Raw genomic sequence first — 19,652 nt, 5'->3', positions numbered from 1 at the left:
GAGCAAAATTCCAGCTATAATTAAACCTCCTCATTAGATTCTTTGATCTGTTAATTTTTACCTATCTTCGAAAAAATAACAGGTTATCAATTTTCATTTCTAGCTCAAATTAATTGATAATTAGTATTAAGGGTATCTTATTGAGTCATAAAATATTATGTGATCTATATTGTCTTTGCTTTTCAATTGGTTGCTTATCAATATTATTTTTAGCAAAACTACCAACTATTGGAACCTGCTATTTTCTACTGTCAGCACTCATTTTTATCGCATTCTTAAATTTATTTTTAAAAAACGTAATGGTGCTTGTGATTGGGTTTTTATTAGCTAGCTTTTTATGGTCCACTCAAAGTGCATTAAATTATCTAATATTAGTTGAGCGATATATTGACAAAAAAATCACCATAGTAGCGGTAGTTAAAAGTATTAAAATTAGCCAAGATAGCATTATTGATAAGCAAGATGAGCATTATATTGATTTTGAGATTAAAGAAATAGATCAACGGCCAATAAATAACCAATTGACTATTTCATTGTTATGGAAAAACAACATTATTCCCGCCGCGGGTGAGAGATGGCAATTAAGAATAAAAACGAAAGTCGTACACGGCAACCTGAATCAAGGTGGTTTTGATCGTCAGCGATTTGCTATGGCTAATCGTCGCTTATTAGTTGGTGCTATTGATGAGGCAATTCAAATCGAAAACACTAAGAGCTTTCGGCAGCAGCTCGTCGATAAAACCTTACTCTATGCTGATTTATTTAATTATGGCGATATCATACTTGCTTTAGCATTTGGTGAGCGCTCAAAGTTAACTTCTGAACATAAAATTATCATGTACCAAACGGGAATTGCTCACTTAATGGCTATTTCTGGTATGCACATTATATTAGTGGTTTATTTGGTAAACCAACTAATAAAAGGCGTGCAATTTATATTACCGATTAGATTAATATTTTATTGGTTTCCTTTGCTAGGAGGATTAGCTGTCGCGACGTTTTATGCTTGGCTTGTCGGTCTCAATCCCCCAGTGATGCGGGCAATATTGGCCTTATTTATATGGTTAGTGTTGCGTTATTACAAAAAGTCATTGAACTCTTGGCAGGTAATTAATCGTATTATCGCGATATTACTTTTTTTTGATCCTCTAATGATCTTATCTGAAAGCTTTTGGCTCTCTTGCTATGCTGTTATGTGTTTAATTTTTATTGCACAATGGTTTCCTACTTTAAAGAAGTCTAGCATTAAAAACAGTTATTTATGGCAGTTATTAAAATTACAATTTTTATTAACTTTTTTATTATTACCGATACAATTCTTCATTTTTAATGGCATTAGCAGTGTTGCTATTATTGCTAATCTTATGGCAATCCCACTTATTTCTTTGATTACATTTCCTGCTATAGTAATGATGATGGTAATGAGTTTTTTAAATTTTTCCTATCTAACGATTTGGCTTGGGATGATGGCTGATCTTTCTTTAAGTGGATTATTTTATCTATTAAAACAATTGTCTGGCTATTGGTTGCATTTTCCTTCGCAGTATTATTGGTTTGGCTATATCGGATGGCTAGTATTAATTGTTCATAGGATCAATGTGTGGCAACAGCATAAAATATCACTATTATTGATATTTTTACTTATGCTATCCCCGGCAATAAAGCAAAGACAAGAACGTTGGCAATTGGATATGTTGGACGTTGGTCATGGTTTAGCTATTGTTATTCGCAGTGGTAATTCAGCGATTTTGTATGATACTGGCGCGAAATGGCAAAATAGCTCTGCAGCAGAGCGAATTATTGTACCATTTTTAAAATGGCATAATCTTTCTGTTGAGGGGATTATCATTAGCCATGAGCACAATGATCATATTGGTGGTTTAGATACTATTAAAAAGTATTATCCTGATGCTTGGTTGATGAGCTCATCGAGCAAATTAAATAATAACTATATTTGTGTGAGTGGCAATAAGCTTGATTGGCAAGGCCTAACATTATCAATATTATGGCCGAACGAAGCGAGTGGCACCGCATTAAATGCTGAATCTTGTGTTGTGCAGATCTCTGATGGAGTATATACGATTTTGTTAACTGGTGATTTAGAAAAGCAGCAAGAACAACAATTAATCCTACACAAAAAACAGCTACTCTCTTCAACCATTTTACAAATTCCGCATCATGCTAGTAACTCTTCATCACATTATGCTTTTTTGTCTAATGTAAGCCCTAAGATTTCTCTTGGTTCTACATCACGCTATAACCCTTGGAAACTACCAGCAAATAAAGTATTAAATCGTTATAATGAACTTAAATTAACGTACTATTTAACTAGCTACTTTGGGCAGATTTCAATATTATTTTATTCGGATGAATTGATTGTGAAGACGATGCGCAATGAAATAAAACCTCGTTGGTATCATGATTGGTTTGGTGCTTTACCTAATTAGGGGTAAAATAGACCGCAATTATACAGAGTTGTAGCCCACAAAAATCTCATCATTAAACACAAACTAAACCATTATTGTTGTGGTAAGTTCTTAATGGTGTTTACGTTGGGCTTATCTGATTTAATTTAGTTACGAGCTAAAATGAGAACATTATTGCATGATTAAAAAAATCTGGTCAGGAGAAAGTAAGCTATATTGGCTATTGGTTCCTTTTTCAATACTATATGGTTTAGTTGTCTTTATTCGAAAAACGCTGTATCGATTAGGGATATTTAAATCATGGCAGGCTCCTGTTCCAGTTATTGTGGTAGGTAACTTATCTGTAGGTGGCAATGGTAAAACGCCAGTCGTTGTATATCTAGTTGAACAATTACTTGCTAAAGGTTATTGCATTGGTGTGGTGTCGCGTGGATATGGAGGTAAGAGTGCTTCTTATCCCATTATTGTAACCGATAAAACACCAGCATGCATTGTTGGTGATGAGCCCGTTTTAGTGTACCAACGTACAAAAGTTCCATTTGCTGTTGCGCCTAAACGCGCTGATGCTGTAAAAGTTTTATTAGAAAACTATCCCATCGATATTATTATTACGGATGATGGCTTACAGCATTATTCATTAAAACGTGATATAGAAATTGTTGTCGTTGATGGTAAACGAGGTTTTGGTAATGGATGGTATTTACCTGCTGGACCAATGCGCGAATCTACATCACGTTTAAACGACATTGACTATTTAATTATTAATGGTGATAGCAATAAAGCGTATGCTAACGCATATTCGATGCAACTAGTACCGATTGATGCGATTAATATTTTGACTAAAGAACACAAACCAATTAATCAGTTAGTTGATGTTTGTGCTATTGCAGGCATTGGCGATCCGAGTCGATTTTTTACCATGCTTGAAAAGCAAAATGTTGACTTAACCAAGACAATATCTTTTGTTGATCATCAAAATTACTCTAAAGAGCAATTATTAAAATTAACTAATTCTAATCAAACTCTTTTGATGACTGAAAAAGATGCTGTCAAATGTGTAAAATTCGCTCAAAGTAATTGGTGGTATTTACCCATTAATGCCGTATTACCAACTCAATTTATTGAAAATTTATTAAATAAAATCAATTAATAATATTATTAATTAAGGTACAGACGTTATGAAAGAAAAATTACTTAGCTCTATTGCATGTCCTAAGTGTTTTGGGGAACTTGACTATAATGAACACGCACAAAATCTTACTTGCCGTAAAGATGGCTTAATTTATGACATTAATGATGGGATCCCTACTTTGTTGGTAAATAAAGCTAAGCCATTAGAGCTTGAGGAGCAAGCATGAGTTATACCGTTGTCATTCCCGCTCGCTATGCATCAACTCGTTTGCCAGGTAAGCCGCTTGCTGATATTGCTGGTAAACCGATGGTTATCCGTGTCATGGAGCAAGCAAAACTTAGTTCTGCTGACAGAGTTATTGTCGCAACCGATAACCAACAGGTATTTGATGTTGTTTCGTCATTTGGTGGTGAAGTTGTTTTGACTAGTGAAAAACATAATTCAGGAACGGAGCGTTTAGCTGAAGTTATCAATTTATGCCAATTTAATGATGATGATATAATTGTTAATGTTCAAGGTGACGAGCCACTTATCCCTCCCGTAATTATTGATCAAGTTGCCAATAATTTAATTGAATATAAAACAGGGATGGCGACACTTGCCGTTCCTATCACTCACGCTCAAGAGGCCTTTAATCCAGGTGCAGTTAAAGTGGTTACAGATAAAGACGGTTATGCTCTCTATTTTTCTCGTGCAACTATTCCTTGGGATCGAGATCGTTTCGCAGTGACGAAAGATTTAATCGGTGATTTTTATTTACGTCATATTGGTATCTATGCTTATCGGGCAGGTTTTATTCGAAAATACGTTAACTGGCAGCCAAGTATGCTTGAACAAATAGAAATGCTCGAGCAATTAAGGATCCTTTGGTATGGTGAAAAAATTCATGTAGACGTTGCACAAGAAGTGCCTGCGATTGGTGTCGATACCCAAGAAGATCTCGATAACGTTAGGCGAATTTATGCCAATCGTTAACAATTATTAATTCAATAAATAAAAGGTGATTGCTATGACTCAATTTACTGGATTTAGCCAAGCCGGATTAAATTTTTTGCAAGAAGTTAGAAAGCAAAATAGTAGAGAGTGGTTTGCCGAAAATCGTGAGGTTTATGATGATGAGCTTATAAAACCTTTTCGTTCATTAGTTGAACAGCTAACATCAGGAATGTTAATAATCGATGAGTGGTTTGAAACTAAGCCAGCTATAGGTAAAACAATTTCTAGAATTAATCGAGACACGCGTTTTTCACATGATAAATCGCTGTACCGTAGCCGATTATGGCTAACCTTTAAAAGACCAAGCAAGGATTGGAAAGAGTCTCCAGTATATTTTTTCGAAATAGCCCCCGATATGTATCGTTACGGGCTTGGTTATTATTGCGCACCAAAGCAAACCATGGATATTTTTAGGAGTGAGATAAACCAAGATCCTAATAAATTCCTAGATGTCATTCGTTGCGTAAAGAAGCCGTTTGAGCTCGTCGGTGAAAAATATAAACGACCATTAATCAAAGATCAACCTGAGCAAATTGCAAATTGGTATAACCGTAAAAATTTCGCTATTATGGCTACTAGTACTCAAATCGAAGATATCTTTAAGGCTGATTTAGCAAAAAAATTATTAAAAGGCTTTAAACAACTGACGCCACTGTACAATTATTTGATGCGTATTGAAATAATTAAAACCATTCCGACATTGTAATTTACTATTGATAACGGATTCTTTTTATTTTTAGGCTCCATATGTATGATATAAAATATCTCAAGTAAGATTTACTATCTGTAAAAACATAAAAGCCCCAAATAGAAGGGGCTATGAAGCGAAACTTTACAACAAATTCAATGGTATTTTTTAGAACGGGATATCGTCATCAAAATCCATTGGTGGTTCATTGGCTGGTGGTTGTTTTGCTGGCGCTTGGCGTGAAGGGGCTGATGAGTTATTGTTTGAACTCTGTCCCCAATTTTGCTGTGGAGCTTCATCTGTAGTGCCAGCTCCTCGACCACCAAGGATCTGTAATGTGCCACCAATGTTAACCACAATTTCTGTTGTATATCGATCTTGACCTGATTGATCTTGCCATTTACGCGTTTGCAGCTGACCTTCAATGTAAACTTGTGAACCTTTTTTTAGATATTCGCCTGCAATTTCAGCTAATTTACCGAAAATAACGACTCGATGCCATTCTGTTCGATCTTTTTGTTCGCCTGTTTGTTTGTCTTTCCACGTTTCAGAAGTGGCAACACTTATATTTGCAACAGCACCACCATTAGGTAAATAACGGACTTCAGGATCTTGTCCTAAATTACCAACTAAAATAACCTTATTTATTCCCCGATTTGCCATTGATATGACTCCTAAACATTATTTAACTATTTTTCACTTTATAGATTAGTCGCGTATTGTAGCATGAGCGGAAGTTAAGATAATAGTTTTTCTTTATTAGCTACTTTTTTTACGACATAGTTACTATTATTTTATTTAATTTTTAACTATAACAGTTATTAATTTATATTTTTTACTAAATTGTCAATTTTCAATTACGATTATCTTTCAGCCAGTAAAATGTAGTTAACATCAATATTTTTTCCAAGCAAAAACTGATTTTTGATAAGGTGATATTCCATGCCTATGATATCGGTAGTATGCAACTTGGCGATAGAAACCATTTCCATTAGCTCAGAAGGGCGAATGAAACGCTCGAAGTCGTGGGTACCTTTAGGAACTAATCGAGCAACATATTCCGCACCATAGATTAATAATAATTTTGCTTTATAGTTACGATTTATCGTCGATAAAAAGAGCTTTCCTTGCGGTTTAAGTAATTTTGCACAGGCGTTAATGATAGAGCTAGGATCAGGCACATGCTCTAACAATTCCATACACGTAATAATATCGTATTGTTTTTCCGCGTGCTCTGCATATTCTTCAATTGACGATTTAATATAATTAATTGTGAGTTGATTTGTTTTAGCATGATTATTAGCAACATTAAGTGATGCTTCTGCTAAATCAAGACCTGTAACGTCAGCTCCAAGTTTAGCGAGACTTTCTGATAGAATGCCACCACCACAGCCGACATCGAGCACATTTCTACCAATTAAATTTTCGCCACAATGTTGTTTGATATAATCAACACGTAGTGGATTTATTATGTGTAACGGTTTACATTTGCCATTTGGATCCCACCATTCATTGGCTAATTGCGAAAATTTATCAATTTCTTTAGCATCAATATTGTGTGACATTTTATTTCCTTTAATACATTTCTATGCAAGGTTAATTTATTTCTTGTAAAAATAATCTTATTATTTGTGCTGTTAAACCCCAAATAACATAATTTTTATAATGATAGACATAAATATTATGTTGAGCCAGCTTTTGCCATGTTTTAGTGTAATTTGGTATCAAGTGAAAAGGGAAGTTATTTCCTGGTTTATAAGCAACTTCCATTGTTGTCTCAATTGGCGGATGTTCAATAAACCATTCAATTGGTACGCTGAAGGTATTGGCAACTTCATCGGGATTTATGTTTAGTTGTAACGAAGTCAGCTCTCCAACTACGGGGTAAATTTTTAAACCAATATTGGCTAAAAAAGGAGATAATGAACCATATATTTTAATCGTATTTTGAGCTATCCCCAATTCTTCGCTGGTTTCTCTAATTGCAGTATCGGTAGGTGAATTATCAATTAGCTCCATCCGTCCACCTGGAAAGCAGATATCACTTGGCTGCCATTTGAGTTTTGACGAGCGAACCTCAAATAATAGCTGAAGTTGATTATCTACCTGTATGATAGGTATAAGAACGGCAGCCTTATCTTTCAGATTAGATTCTTTGGTTCTGTTTTCTATTTTACGAAAAATATCACTAGTCGTAATCATCTTATCTTCGGTTTATAGGATTAAAAAAGAATAATAGTTGCTTTAGTTGTGCTTTTGCAAAGTTCTTTACGTTAATAAAATAACATGTTAGATTGCGATAATATTATAAAAATGTGTTTCTAGCCACGTTTTTAATTTTCGAGACGTTATGCAAGATTATCTCAATAGAATAAAAACTACACTGAATGAGCTTGCCTTAGTAAAACAAAAGCGAGCACTTGATGCCATGCCTGAATCATTTCAGGATGTGTTTTTGTTATTGCCTATGCTATTACATTATAATCATCCTAGCTTACCTGGCTATTTTAACAATCAGGTTCCACATGGGATTTCGAGCTATACTCCTTCAACTGAAATTAGACAAAAAGCCACTCAAAAATTCGGTGCGTTTTCAAATGATATTTCTATATCTGAAAATAAAATTTCAGCAGTTTATTCAATGGGGAGTACCTGTACTTTAGGACAATCGATTGAGTCCGATTTAGATATTTGGGTATGTGTTGAGCATAATCTATCTCAAAATGAACGATTACTTTTGGAACAAAAGTGCCATTTAATTGAAAACTGGGCTGAAAGTTATAATATCCAGTTAACATTGTTTATTGTTGATGCGGATCGCTTTAAAGATCAGCATCATGAATGCTTGATGGGGGAAAGCTGCGGTTCAGCGCAGCATATGCTACTACTTGAGGAGTTTTATCGTAGTGCTAACCATCTAGCGGGTAAGCTTCTACTTTGGTACTTAGTGCCGTATGATTTTAAAATTAATGATGTGCAATATTCTTCTTATGATGAATGCATTAGTGCTTTTGTTGATGCGGGTGTGATTAATCGTTCTGAATGGCTCGATTTTGGCTCTTTATTCAATTTATCCGCTGAAGAGTATTTTGGTGCAAGTTTATGGCAACTGTATAAAAGTGTTGACTCTCCCTTTAAAGCAGTACTAAAAACATTACTCCTCGAGGTTTATGCATGGGAATATCCTGCTAATAAAGTTATTGCTTATTATGTAAAATCATTTATTCAAAAAAATGATATGCAATACAATTATTTAGATTCTTATTATATGATGCTTGAAAAAGTAACTGATTATTTAACAGCTATTGGCGATACGACTCGGCTACATTTACTTCGAGCATGTTTTTATTTAAAAGTTAATGAAAAATTATCAGAAATAGCTAACCGTATATCTTGGCGGCGAGCACTCTTGAGTGAATTAGTTAAGAGTTGGGGATGGAGTCAGGAGTATATCAAAACATTAGATTGTAGTGATTCATGGAAAATCGAAAAGGTAAGAGATGTTCATGAATTATTGCTGCAAACAATGATGTCTGGTTATCGTAATTTATTAATATTTGGTCGTCGTAATAATTTAGATTCTTTAATTAGCCCTAAGGATTTAGCGATATTAACGCGCAAGCTTTATGCCGCTTATGAAGTTTTACCAGGTAAAATCACGGTCATTAACGCTAATATTTCAAAGAATTTATCCGAAAATAGTTTAACGTTTATTTATGTTAAAAACGATAGAGTTAATCGAATTGGTTGGTATGTTTATAATCAAAAGCCGACTCTGGATTCTATTATTGGGCATCAATATTTAGAATATAGTAGCTCGTTGGTTAAATTAGTCTCTTGGTGTTACTTTAACCGATTAATTGCAAAGGATACCCAACTATTTTATCGAAATGGTACCGATCATGACCCAAGTACATTAAGGCAATTAGTTTTCGATTTACAATCTTATTTCCCTATCACGATTCCCGCTGCAACCGAAGAGGCATTATACGGGCCTTGTGAGATAAGGCATCTAGCAATAATTATCAATCTTAAAGATGGTTTCACGAGCCAAGAGAATGTAACTTATTTAGATCATAATATATTTAATATTAATGTACTAAATTATAGTGAACAAGAGGTTAGCTTAGTTAAATCAATTAATTTACTCTATCGCAACTCTTGGAATGAGATAAGGGTATTGCAATTTGATGGTCCTTTGTGTGTTCTTGATGCAATAAAAACCTTACTTAATCGTATGCATAAAGATGCAGACTTGCCTAATCCAATTAAAATATTTTGTTATAGCAAACATCTTAATAGCGTTATAAAGCAACAGATGCAAGATATAATCGATCGCTGTATTGATTTTCGTTTAAGTTCTACTAAAAATAACTTTAAAAAATTTATGCCATTGCGTATAAATGGTTCATCTTGGTATCTCTTTTTTGAACGATTCGGTGTGTCTACTCATCAATTCAATAATACAATCGATTTTTATGGTGCTATTTCAAATAATAAAATTCATGGTAGCGCGTTAAATAATACTTGGAATACTGCTAATGAGTTACCGAAAGAAATCGATAGTATGGCGAGCGAAGGGATTATTCAATTTTTCTTTGAAAAGAGGGGAGCTGGGTTTGATCTTTATATTTTGAATGAAAATAATCAAGCGGAAGTTTATTATGATTGTAATGGTGATATCAATAGTATGATTAGGGATGTAAATAGTTTTTATACCTTATCGGATGATCGTTTTACGTTTTCGACGAGTTTATCAGTTAACTTTAATCTGCCTCAATTTTATCAAATTGTTTATAATCACCATGGTGATCGGGAAATTTTACTGTTTAATGAAGCACAGTAAGTTTTTGTGATAGTTATTTTTTTTCATAGACCTATTTATTATAATGTGATTAAAATAACGGGAACTTTTTTAATTTATTAGACTCTAATATATTGTATCGGCATTTTTGACTATATATGGGGATGAAGGAATAATAATGAGGAATGGTCTTAAATGGGAGAACAAGTAACCGATCAAGTATTGGTTGACCGAGTGCTTGCTGGCAATAAAAATGCCTTTAATCTTTTGGTAACGCGTTATCAAAGTCGATTAGCTCATTTAGTATCTCGTTATGTATTACCGTCAGAAGTTCCCGATGTAGTACAAGAGACGTTTATTCGGGCATACCGTTCTTTAAGCTCTTTTAAAGGTGAAAGTGTATTTTATACATGGTTATACCGGATAGCTGTTAATACAGCTAAAAATTATTTGATAGCACAAGGTCGGCGTCCACCGTCTTCGGATATTGATGCTGCTGAGGCGGAAACATATGAAGGTGCTGATTTATTAAGAGATATTAATAATCCGGAAAGCATAGTCTTATCGGATGAAATAAAAAGAGTAGTTTTTCAAACTATTGAATCGCTAACAGAAGATTTAAAAACAGCAATTACACTCAGAGAGATAGACGGTTTAAGTTATGAGGAAATAGCTGAAATAATGAATACCCCTGTGGGGACCGTTCGTTCTCGTATTTTCAGGGCTCGTGAAGCAATAGATGAAAAGCTAAAACCATTATTAAGTTAGTAAATATGATTAAATCAATAAGATTAGAAAAGGCAAACTATGTTAAAAGGGCATAAAGAACAACTTTCATCGTTAATGGATGGTAATCAAATTGATGCTCAGGTCATTGATTCTGTGGTAGGTGATGAAGAACTTAAACAGAGTTGGTATCGTTATCATGTTGCTCGGGATGTGATGCAAGGAAGATTATATAGCAGTGTTTTAACATGGGATATTAGCAATAAAGTTGCTAGTGCTATTGATTTAGAGGAGTTATTCAATCAAGAGAAGGCTAACCAAGTCTCACCTTCAAGATTAGCACGCAATTTTTGGCCGAAGACAAAAGATGCCGTGAGCAAATTGAGTCAAGTTGGTCTTGCTGCCTGTGTTACGCTCGGAATTATTGCTGGGGTTCAATATCATCAACAGAGCTCTGTTAATAATGATGCATCACCAGTTTTAAATACTGTACCGATTGGTGTCAATGTGTCCCCGGTTGGTGGCATAGCGACAGGGCAAAATCAGACACAGCAAGACACGGCGGAGTCTGAAGAGTATAGCAAAATACGTTTTTTGATTCAGGATTATGAGTTACGAAAACGTTTAAATGTGCAACAATAGTTTGTTCTATAATGATAGCAAATTTATTTAAAGCCGAGTTTATTGTTTTACCACTAAAATGGATGAAAGCCGTTTTAATTATAACATTATGTTGTTTCTCCTTTTACGTCTTCTCTGAGCCTTTAAATACCAGCGTTGGTGATGATTTAGATTCAATGCCTAGACAAAGCGCCATCGATGAATCGGTTATTACTCTTTTAAATAATATGAAAAATACGGTACTAAATACTGATTATAAAATTCATTTTGTACAGCAAGAATCTAATGGTTATTCGAACACTTTTCAATATCGCCATTTAGGTGCAAATAATGAAAATTATGCTAATTTATTATATTTAGAAGGCGCTCCTAAAGAGATCATTTTACATAACGATACCGTAAGCTATTTCCAACCTGAAAGTGAATCATTTTCTCTTGCTATTAAGCATATAATCGAAGCGTTTCCTGATATTATTTATAGTGATTTTAATAAATTAAGCGAATATTATGATTTTGTACTATTAGGTAAAAGTAGAACCGCTAATCGTAACAGCCAATTAGTGAGAATTATTCCTAAAGATAAAGATCGTTATAACTATGTATTATGGATTGATGATGACAGTAATTTGCCTTTACGTATCGATTTGCTTGATTTGAATTCAAAAATAATTAAACAAATTAAAGTGTTAGATGTTAATTTCGATTTTGATAAGCATGCTTTTAAAAATTATATTGAAGATAGAGATTATCCAATTATTATCCCAATTAATAAGGAAAAACAGCAAGTAAATTCGTGGCAAATCGATTTTCTACCTAAAGGATTTAGCGAAATATCTGCTTATAATTTTGATTTTGATAAAACAAATATTGATACGGGAATATTTTCTGATGGAGTCTTCTCTTTCTCTGTCAATGTCTCAAAAAGCCCTTTAGCCAACAAGTTAGCAAACGTAATTGCGCAAGGTGAACGGACTATTTATTCGGCAAATATTAATCATATGAATATTGTTATTATCGGTGATCTTCCTCCTGAAACAATTGAACATATCGCTAATAGCATAAATATTAAATTGCCATGATTAAAAATCGGCTCATGTAGGGCTTTGCTTAAAGCAGATTAATGTGTAGAATGCTGTGCTTAATTTAAAGTATCTAACTAGCGAAAAATTAACTGAAAATAATTGATATGAACAAAAATATCCGAAATTTCTCAATTATTGCCCATATTGATCATGGCAAATCAACTTTATCCGATCGTATTATCCAAATTTGTGGGGGACTATCTGATCGCGAAATGGAAGCACAAGTGCTTGACTCTATGGATCTTGAGCGAGAGCGTGGTATAACCATTAAGGCGCAAAGCGTTACCCTTGATTATCATGCAAAAGATGGGCAAATTTATCAGCTTAATTTTATTGATACACCAGGCCATGTCGATTTTTCGTACGAAGTATCGCGCTCGCTTGCTGCATGTGAAGGCGCCTTACTCGTTGTCGATGCAGGCCAAGGTGTTGAAGCGCAGACTTTAGCAAATTGCTATACGGCAATTGACATGAATTTAGAAGTTGTTCCTGTTTTGAATAAAATAGATCTCCCTGCTGCAGAGCCTGAACGAGTCGCACAAGAGATTGAAGATATTGTCGGTATAGATGCTTCTGACGCAGTGCGCTGCTCAGCTAAGACTGGCGTAGGTGTTATCGATGTGATTGAACGCTTAGTAAAAGAAATCCCCGCCCCAACTGGCGATGATAATGCGCCGCTACAGGCTTTGATTATCGACTCATGGTTTGATAACTATCTTGGCGTGGTTTCACTTATTCGCGTAAAAAATGGTGAATTACGTAAAGGTGATAAAATTAAAGTTATGAGTACTGGCATAACATATAATGTTGATCGCTTAGGTATTTTTACACCTAAACAGATTGATAAAAATATACTAGCTTGCGGAGAAGTAGGCTGGGTTGTTTGTGCTATTAAAGATATACTTGGCGCTCCAGTGGGTGATACGCTAACACTTGCTCGTAACCCGGCCGATAATGCCTTACCTGGTTTTAAAAGAGTCAAACCTCAGGTTTATGCAGGGTTGTTCCCAACTAGTTCTGATGATTATGAAGCCTTTAGAGACGCGCTCGGTAAGTTAAGCTTAAATGATGCGTCTTTGTTTTATGAACCAGAAACATCAACAGCTTTGGGTTTTGGTTTTCGTTGTGGTTTTCTTGGATTGCTTCACATGGAGATTATTCAAGAGCGCTTAGAACGGGAATACAATCTTGATCTGATAACTACAGCTCCGACAGTAGTTTATGAAATATTAACAACATCAAATGAAACCGTTTATGTTGATAGTCCATCAAAATTACCGGCTATTAACAATATACTTGAATTGCGAGAACCGATTGCCGAATGTAATATTCTGGTTCCTCAAGCCTATCTAGGTAACGTGATTACCCTTTGTGTTGAAAAACGAGGTATACAAACGAATATGGTGTACCATGGCAACCAAGTTGCGCTGACTTACGAAATCCCAATGGCAGAGGTTGTGCTAGACTTTTTTGATAAGTTAAAGTCGACTTCTCGGGGTTACGCTTCCTTAGATTATGGTTTTAAACGCTTTCAAAATGCGAATATGGTAAGATTAGACGTCTTAATTAATAGTGAGCGAGTGGACGCATTAGCCTTAATTACGCATAAAGACAATGCGCCTTATCGAGGTCGAGAACTTGTTGAAAAGATGAAAGAGCTAATTCCTCGCCAGCAATTTGACATTGCCATTCAAGCTGCAATTGGTAACCATGTTATTGCACGTTCAACAGTCAAGCAGCTTAGGAAAAACGTATTAGCAAAATGTTACGGTGGTGATGTTAGCCGCAAGAAAAAGCTGCTACAAAAACAAAAAGATGGTAAAAAACGGATGAAACAAGTTGGTAATGTCGAATTACCTCAAGAAGCGTTTTTGGCCATCTTACATGTAGGTAAAGAATAATTAATTTAAGTGAGGAAGTTCAATGGCTGGAATGTTTGCTATTATATTGACATTAGTAACTTTTTTTACAGGAATTTTATGGTTTCTGGAAAAGTTTAAATGGCGACCGGCAAGACAACGTAAAGTTGAAGAGGTCAGAAAACAGACTGATGGTAAAATTGATGGTAAAATTCTTGCTCAAGTAGGCAGCCCTAAAAGTTGGGTAGACTCTTTAGCATCTTTTTTTCCTGTATTGTTTGTGGTATTTGTGATCCGCTCTTTTATTTTTGAACCATTCCAGATCCCATCCGGTTCGATGATGGAAACGCTTTTAATTGGTGATTTTATTGCAGTACAAAAATATTCGTATGGAATAAAAGATCCAATCACAAATACTACCATTATTCCAACTGGTACGCCAAAACGCGGTGATATCGCGGTATTTAAAGATCCTAGAAATCCATCGGTTGATTTTGTGAAGCGAGTGGTTGGTACTCCAGGAGATAAAATTATTTATAATCCAGAGAATAAAGAGCTGACTATTTATCCCGCGTGTCTAAGTGATGACAACAATTGCCAAGGACAACAAAGCATACCCCTAAACTTAGATTATACTGACATTGAAGTGAGTGGTTGGAACGAAGTTTTTAGCAATTCAGGTGCCAATTTTTATACAGATAAACAGTATGCAGAGTTGGATTTACCCTCAAATAACTCCGTGGTCTCTTTTTCACTAAACAAAAGACAAGAAACATTAGGTGAGGAAAAGCATGAAATTTTATTGTTGCCAATCCTTTCATTTGGTCTTAATGAAATGTATAAGCAACCAGGCCAAAAGCCAGGTGAATGGGTCGTACCGGAACGTAGCTATTTTATGATGGGTGATAATCGAGATAATAGTGATGACAGCCGTTTTTGGGGATTTGTGCCTGAGAAGAATTTTGTAGGTAAAGTGTCTGCAATTTGGATTAGTTTTGAGAAACAACCAAATGAATGGCCTACTGGTATTCGATTTAATCGTATTGGAACGGTTCACTAATACTATTGTGATAAAAGTAGCTAATATGTTAAGCTTTAAGGCGTCCTTTTATGGGCGCTATTTTATTTAAAAAAACAAAAATGAGCTCGGTTAAAGAATTATTTATCCTCTAATATCATGAGTAAACTAGTGATGAAACAACATGAACAACCACTAATTAGATTACAAAAGCTAATTGGTTACTCGTTTAATAACATTACTTTATTAGCGAGAGCGCTAACCCATCGCAGCGCAGATAAAGCTCATAATGAACGCTTAGAGTACCTTGGCGATTCTATTTTAAGTTTTGTAATTGCCGAAGCATTATTTAAACGTTTCCCATTAGTTGACGAAGGGGATTTAAGCCAAATGCGTTCTACTCTTGTTTGTGGCGAAATGTTAGCTGTAATTGGTCAAGATTTTAATATTGGTGATTGCCTAATTTTAGGCCAAGGTGAATTAAAAAGTGGCGGACATCGCCGAGAGTCAATTATATCTGATGCTGTTGAGGCTATAATTGGCGCAATTTATTTAGATAGCAATATTGACGTTATTAAAAATTTAATTTTAGAGTGGTATCAAAGTCGTTTAGAAAATATTCAACCAGGTATTAAGCAAAAAGACGCCAAGACGCGCTTGCAAGAGTATTTACAAGGTATTCACCAAGCAAGACCTATCTATTTGATTGTAGAAGTTATTGGTAACGATCATGAACAAGAATTTGTGATCCAATGTAAACTCGAAAACGATAATAATCAATACATGGGGCGTGGTGTCAATCGACGTAAAGCTGAACAAATCGCTGCCCAAGCGGCAATAGATAATTTAGGTATCAAATGACAGATCAAACTATAAAAGATGGTAATGTATTACATTGTGGCTTTGTTTCCATCGTGGGACGGCCAAACGTTGGTAAATCAACATTATTAAATCAGTTACTAGGACAAAAAATTTCAATTACTTCACGTAAGGCTCAAACTACCCGTCATCGTATTTTAGGAATTGATACAGAGGAAAATGATCAAGTTATTTATATTGACACCCCAGGTTTGCATATTGAAGAAAAACGGGCGATTAACCGTTTAATGAATCGAGCAGCCAGTAGCTCAATTGGTAATGTTGAACTAATTTTATTTGTAGTTGAAGGGACACGTTGGACTGATGATGATGATATGGTAGTCAATAAGCTTAAAGATGTGAAATGCCCTATATTATTAATTATTAATAAAATTGATAATGTGCAAGATAAAACTAAATTATTACCTCACATACAAGATATTAGCCAAAAGCTTAATTTTATGGATGTCATCCCAATTAGCGCTGAAAACGGCGAGGGAGTTGATATTATAAAATCGATTGTTAAAAAGCATTTACCTGTTGGCGAACACCACTTTCCAGAAGATTATATTACCGACCGTTCACAGCGCTTTATGGCATCTGAAATTATTCGCGAAAAATTAATGCGTTTTTTAGGTGATGAATTACCTTATTCGGTTACAGTTGAAATTGAACAATTTAAAGTCGATGAAAAAACAGGCATGCACCGTATTAATGGTTTGATTCTTGTTGAACGAGATGGCCAAAAGAAAATGGTCATAGGCAATCAAGGTGAAAAAATTAAAAAAATTGGTATAGAGTCTCGTAAGGATATGCAAGAGTTTTTCCAAGCAAAAGTGCATCTCGAGCTTTGGGTTAAAGTTAAAGCTGGCTGGGCTGATGATGAGCGAGCATTACGAAGTCTTGGTTACGGTGACGATAATTAATTTTTTGTAGCACATAGCCGTAGTATAAATTTATGAATCTCGTGCAGCACTAGCTGAATTTAGCATAGAGGACTGTCACTATTTTTTTCAGTCCTCTAGCTCTTCTAACGCAGATTCACTAATCTCTGTTTTCATGGGTTTTTTAACGTCAATCCCCATATTACGAAATTGCTCAATTTGACCAATAATGTTACCTTTACCTTTAGCTAACTTATTCATGGAACTCTGGTAAGTTTGCTGAGCTTTATCTAAGCTGCCGCCTAGGCTTTCCATATCCTCGACAAAGCCACGAACTTTGTCATACAGCTTACTCGCACGATCGGCAATGAGCTCAGCATTACGACTTTGATACTCATAGCGCCATAAGTTATTAATGGTGCGAAGGGCAACTAATAAGGTGGTAGGGCTTACGATCATGATGTTTTGTTTAAGCGCATCGTTAATCAACGCAGGATCTTGATTTATTGCTGCCAAAAATGCGGGCTCAACAGGAATAAACATCAAAATATAATCAAGTGACTTCACACCATTAAGTTTGTGATAGTCTTTTTGGCTAAGCTGCTTTATATGATTACGCACTGCAATAAGATGTTCAGACATTGCTTTTGTCTTTTCATGCTCATCATCACTATTGAAATAGCGCTCATAAGCAATCAACGTCATTTTTGAATCAATAATGACATCATTACCTTGTGGTAAATGCACAATAACATCAGGTTGCATACGCTGTTTATTGTCATTAGTTAAGCTAACTTGTAATTCATACTCATAGCCCTCACGTAAGCCTGAGTTTTCTAAAATACGATTAAGAATCACCTCCCCCCAGTTGCCTTGAGTTTTATTATTACCTTTGAGGGCATTAGTTAGATTAACCGCTTCCTTTGCCATTTGGTCATTAAGTTTTTGTAAATTACGGATCTCAAATGTTAAGGTATGGCGCTCTTTAGCTTCTTGGCCAAAACTGTCTTGGACTTGTTTTTTAAAGCCATCTAACTGTTCTTTTAGTGGGGTTAATAAATGGTTTAAACTTTGTTGATTTTGTTGTTCAATTTTTTTACCACTATTATCAAAAATGCGATTAGCCAAATTTTCGAATTGCTCTGTTAATCGCTGTTCACTTTGAATTAATATTTTTTGTTTCTCCTCTGCGAGTATTTTTGTCTCTTCAAGGCGGGTTTTTAGCTCACGGGCATCGACACTCAGTTCAAGATTTTTTTGTTGGCTGCTATTAAGTTCATTTTGTAGTAGCGTTAGTCGTTCTAACAAAGTTTGATTATCTTGCTTTTTCTGCTCGATTTGTATTATAAATAGTTGTTGTTGATTATCTTGATTTAAGCGTAGGCGGATAATCCAGATGGCCAGCATCAAAATAATAATAGCAGCAATACTAATTGGAATGAGTAACATATAGATAGTAAAAGCCGCCATATTTAAGCATTCTCCAAATTAAAACTCATTACTTGGCTAATAGTGGTCTGTTTGAGTGCCAGCATAATAAGCCTATCGAGTCCTACCGCAACACCAGAGCATTCAGGTAAACCCGCATTCATAGCTGACAACAGGTATTCATCGATTACTTGTGGCGGAAAACCTCTAGCGGCACGTTCTTGATTATCTTGTTCGAAGCGAATTCTTTGTTCTTTAGCATTTACTAATTCTTTAAAACCATTTGCCAATTCCACACCTTGATAATAGAACTCAAAACGTTTTGCTGTGCGTTGATCTTCGCTGCAGATTTCGGCAAGGGCCGCTTGGGAAGCAGGGAAGTGATAAACAACCGTAGGTTTATCTTTGCCAATATAAGGTTCAATACCGAATGTAAATAAAAATTGCTGTAATGTATTAATATCAGCCCCATCAGTATCAAAATTTAACGCTAATTTTTTGATAGCATTAACGAATTCATCTCTATTTGCGGTCAGTGGATCAATATTAAGATATTTAATAAAAGCACTTTGATAACTAAGATGTTCAGCTGGTTCACTGTCAAGAATAAGTTGAAAAAGGTCATCGACTTCATTGATTATTTGCATCATATCAAATTGGATTCGGTACCACTCTAACATTGTAAATTCAGGGTTATGATAGCGACCAATTTCTTCATGATTACGGAAACATTTACAAATTTGATAAATAGGGCCACTACCTGCAGCAATAAGGCGCTTCATATGATATTCAGGACTTGTTATTAGTGCTAGCTTTTGACCTGCCTGCGGATCATTTTTTCCCGGTTTATTAAATATAGTTTCAAAAGAACTCAAATGTAGATCAGTTACTGCGGCATGGCTCAAGATAGGCGTTTCGACCTCTAGGACACAACGATCAGCAAAAAAATCGCGGATTTTTTTTAGGAGCTTAGCGCGTTTTAGTAAAAGATCGATAGATGCGGTTGGTTGCCAATTTTCGGTCATTATCATAATTTGAGTAACTCTTATGCAGTAAATATAAATGGAATTTATCATCAAAATTGTGCTTAGTTTAAATAAATAAATTCAATAATAAAAGGTAATATTTGC

General features: G+C 35.1%; 18 protein-coding genes. 13 read left to right on the top strand and 5 right to left on the bottom strand.

The features are described from left to right. Positions 1-140: 140 nt before the first annotated feature. From RHO12_04620 to RHO12_04600, 5 genes are all read left to right on the top strand, one after another. The gene (locus RHO12_04620) at positions 141-2,447 is read left to right on the top strand and encodes a DNA internalization-related competence protein ComEC/Rec2 (GenBank protein ID WVD67066.1); all 2,307 of its coding nucleotides are present in this window, start codon (positions 141-143) and stop codon (positions 2,445-2,447) included. A 157-nt stretch (positions 2,448-2,604) separates the two neighbouring features. Next, positions 2,605-3,576 carry a tetraacyldisaccharide 4'-kinase gene (gene lpxK, locus RHO12_04615; GenBank protein WVD67065.1) on the top strand — a complete coding sequence of 324 codons (972 nt, stop codon included), beginning with the start codon at positions 2,605-2,607 and terminating at the stop codon, positions 3,574-3,576. A gap of 28 nt (positions 3,577-3,604) precedes the next feature. Then, on the top strand, positions 3,605-3,784 hold the full coding sequence (locus tag RHO12_04610) for a Trm112 family protein (GenBank protein WVD67064.1): 180 nt from the start codon (positions 3,605-3,607) through the stop codon (positions 3,782-3,784). Next, positions 3,781-4,533 (top strand): 3-deoxy-manno-octulosonate cytidylyltransferase, encoded by a 753-nt coding sequence (gene kdsB, locus RHO12_04605; GenBank protein WVD67063.1) that lies wholly within the window; start codon positions 3,781-3,783, stop codon positions 4,531-4,533. Before RHO12_04610 ends, kdsB begins: the two co-directional genes overlap by 4 nt. Positions 4,534-4,567: 34 nt before the next feature. Then, positions 4,568-5,260, top strand: coding sequence for a DUF2461 domain-containing protein (locus tag RHO12_04600; GenBank protein ID WVD67062.1), 693 nt, complete (start codon positions 4,568-4,570; stop codon positions 5,258-5,260). Between the two features lie 150 nt (positions 5,261-5,410). Here the strand turns inward: RHO12_04600 and RHO12_04595 are convergent, their stop codons facing one another. From RHO12_04595 to RHO12_04585, 3 genes are all read right to left on the bottom strand, one after another. Next, a complete protein-coding gene (locus tag RHO12_04595; protein ID WVD67061.1) occupies positions 5,411-5,905 on the bottom strand; it encodes a single-stranded DNA-binding protein in 495 nt (164 codons plus the stop codon). Between the two features lie 200 nt (positions 5,906-6,105). Then, the gene (gene ubiG, locus RHO12_04590) at positions 6,106-6,807 is read right to left on the bottom strand and encodes a bifunctional 2-polyprenyl-6-hydroxyphenol methylase/3-demethylubiquinol 3-O-methyltransferase UbiG (GenBank protein ID WVD67060.1); all 702 of its coding nucleotides are present in this window, start codon (positions 6,805-6,807) and stop codon (positions 6,106-6,108) included. A 31-nt stretch (positions 6,808-6,838) separates the two neighbouring features. After that, a complete protein-coding gene (locus tag RHO12_04585; protein ID WVD67059.1) occupies positions 6,839-7,444 on the bottom strand; it encodes a CoA pyrophosphatase in 606 nt (201 codons plus the stop codon). 148 nt (positions 7,445-7,592) lie between these two features. Between RHO12_04585 and RHO12_04580 the strand changes: the two genes are divergently transcribed. The 8 genes from RHO12_04580 (at position 7,593) to era (ending at position 17,136) form a co-directional block, all read left to right on the top strand. After that, positions 7,593-10,088, top strand: a complete 2,496-nt coding sequence (locus tag RHO12_04580) for a class I adenylate cyclase (protein WVD67058.1) — start codon at positions 7,593-7,595, stop codon at positions 10,086-10,088. 153 nt (positions 10,089-10,241) lie between these two features. Next, complete coding sequence (gene rpoE / locus RHO12_04575) at positions 10,242-10,814, top strand: RNA polymerase sigma factor RpoE (GenBank protein WVD67057.1); 573 nt, start codon at positions 10,242-10,244, stop codon at positions 10,812-10,814. Between the two features lie 39 nt (positions 10,815-10,853). Further along, positions 10,854-11,414 (top strand): RseA family anti-sigma factor, encoded by a 561-nt coding sequence (locus tag RHO12_04570; protein WVD67056.1) that lies wholly within the window; start codon positions 10,854-10,856, stop codon positions 11,412-11,414. Between the two features lie 11 nt (positions 11,415-11,425). After that, positions 11,426-12,472 (top strand): MucB/RseB C-terminal domain-containing protein, encoded by a 1,047-nt coding sequence (locus RHO12_04565; protein ID WVD67055.1) that lies wholly within the window; start codon positions 11,426-11,428, stop codon positions 12,470-12,472. A 107-nt stretch (positions 12,473-12,579) separates the two neighbouring features. Next, complete coding sequence (gene lepA / locus RHO12_04560) at positions 12,580-14,376, top strand: translation elongation factor 4 (GenBank protein WVD67054.1); 1,797 nt, start codon at positions 12,580-12,582, stop codon at positions 14,374-14,376. 22 nt (positions 14,377-14,398) lie between these two features. After that, positions 14,399-15,394: a signal peptidase I gene (gene lepB / locus RHO12_04555; protein ID WVD67053.1), complete on the top strand. Its 996-nt coding sequence runs from the start codon at positions 14,399-14,401 to the stop codon at positions 15,392-15,394. Positions 15,395-15,526: 132 nt separating this feature from the next. Beyond that, complete coding sequence (gene rnc, locus RHO12_04550; GenBank protein WVD67052.1) at positions 15,527-16,213, top strand: ribonuclease III; 687 nt, start codon at positions 15,527-15,529, stop codon at positions 16,211-16,213. Beyond that, positions 16,210-17,136: a GTPase Era gene (gene era / locus RHO12_04545; protein ID WVD67051.1), complete on the top strand. Its 927-nt coding sequence runs from the start codon at positions 16,210-16,212 to the stop codon at positions 17,134-17,136. The genes rnc and era overlap by 4 nt, the downstream gene beginning before the upstream one ends. A gap of 87 nt (positions 17,137-17,223) precedes the next feature. Here era and rmuC read toward each other — a convergent pair whose 3' ends face one another. Both rmuC and epmA read right to left on the bottom strand, forming a co-directional pair. Beyond that, complete coding sequence (rmuC, locus tag RHO12_04540) at positions 17,224-18,564, bottom strand: DNA recombination protein RmuC (GenBank protein WVD67050.1); 1,341 nt, start codon at positions 18,562-18,564, stop codon at positions 17,224-17,226. Between the two features lie 2 nt (positions 18,565-18,566). Further along, positions 18,567-19,553, bottom strand: coding sequence for an elongation factor P--(R)-beta-lysine ligase (gene epmA, locus RHO12_04535; GenBank protein WVD67049.1), 987 nt, complete (start codon positions 19,551-19,553; stop codon positions 18,567-18,569). Between the last annotated feature and the right edge of the window lie 99 nt (positions 19,554-19,652).

Source organism: Orbaceae bacterium lpD02 (assembly GCA_036251875.1).
GTDB lineage: Bacteria > Pseudomonadota > Gammaproteobacteria > Enterobacterales > Orbaceae > Orbus > Orbus sturtevantii.
The sequence above is the reverse complement of the archived record's forward strand: the minus strand, read 5'-3'. Positions and strand labels throughout refer to the sequence as shown.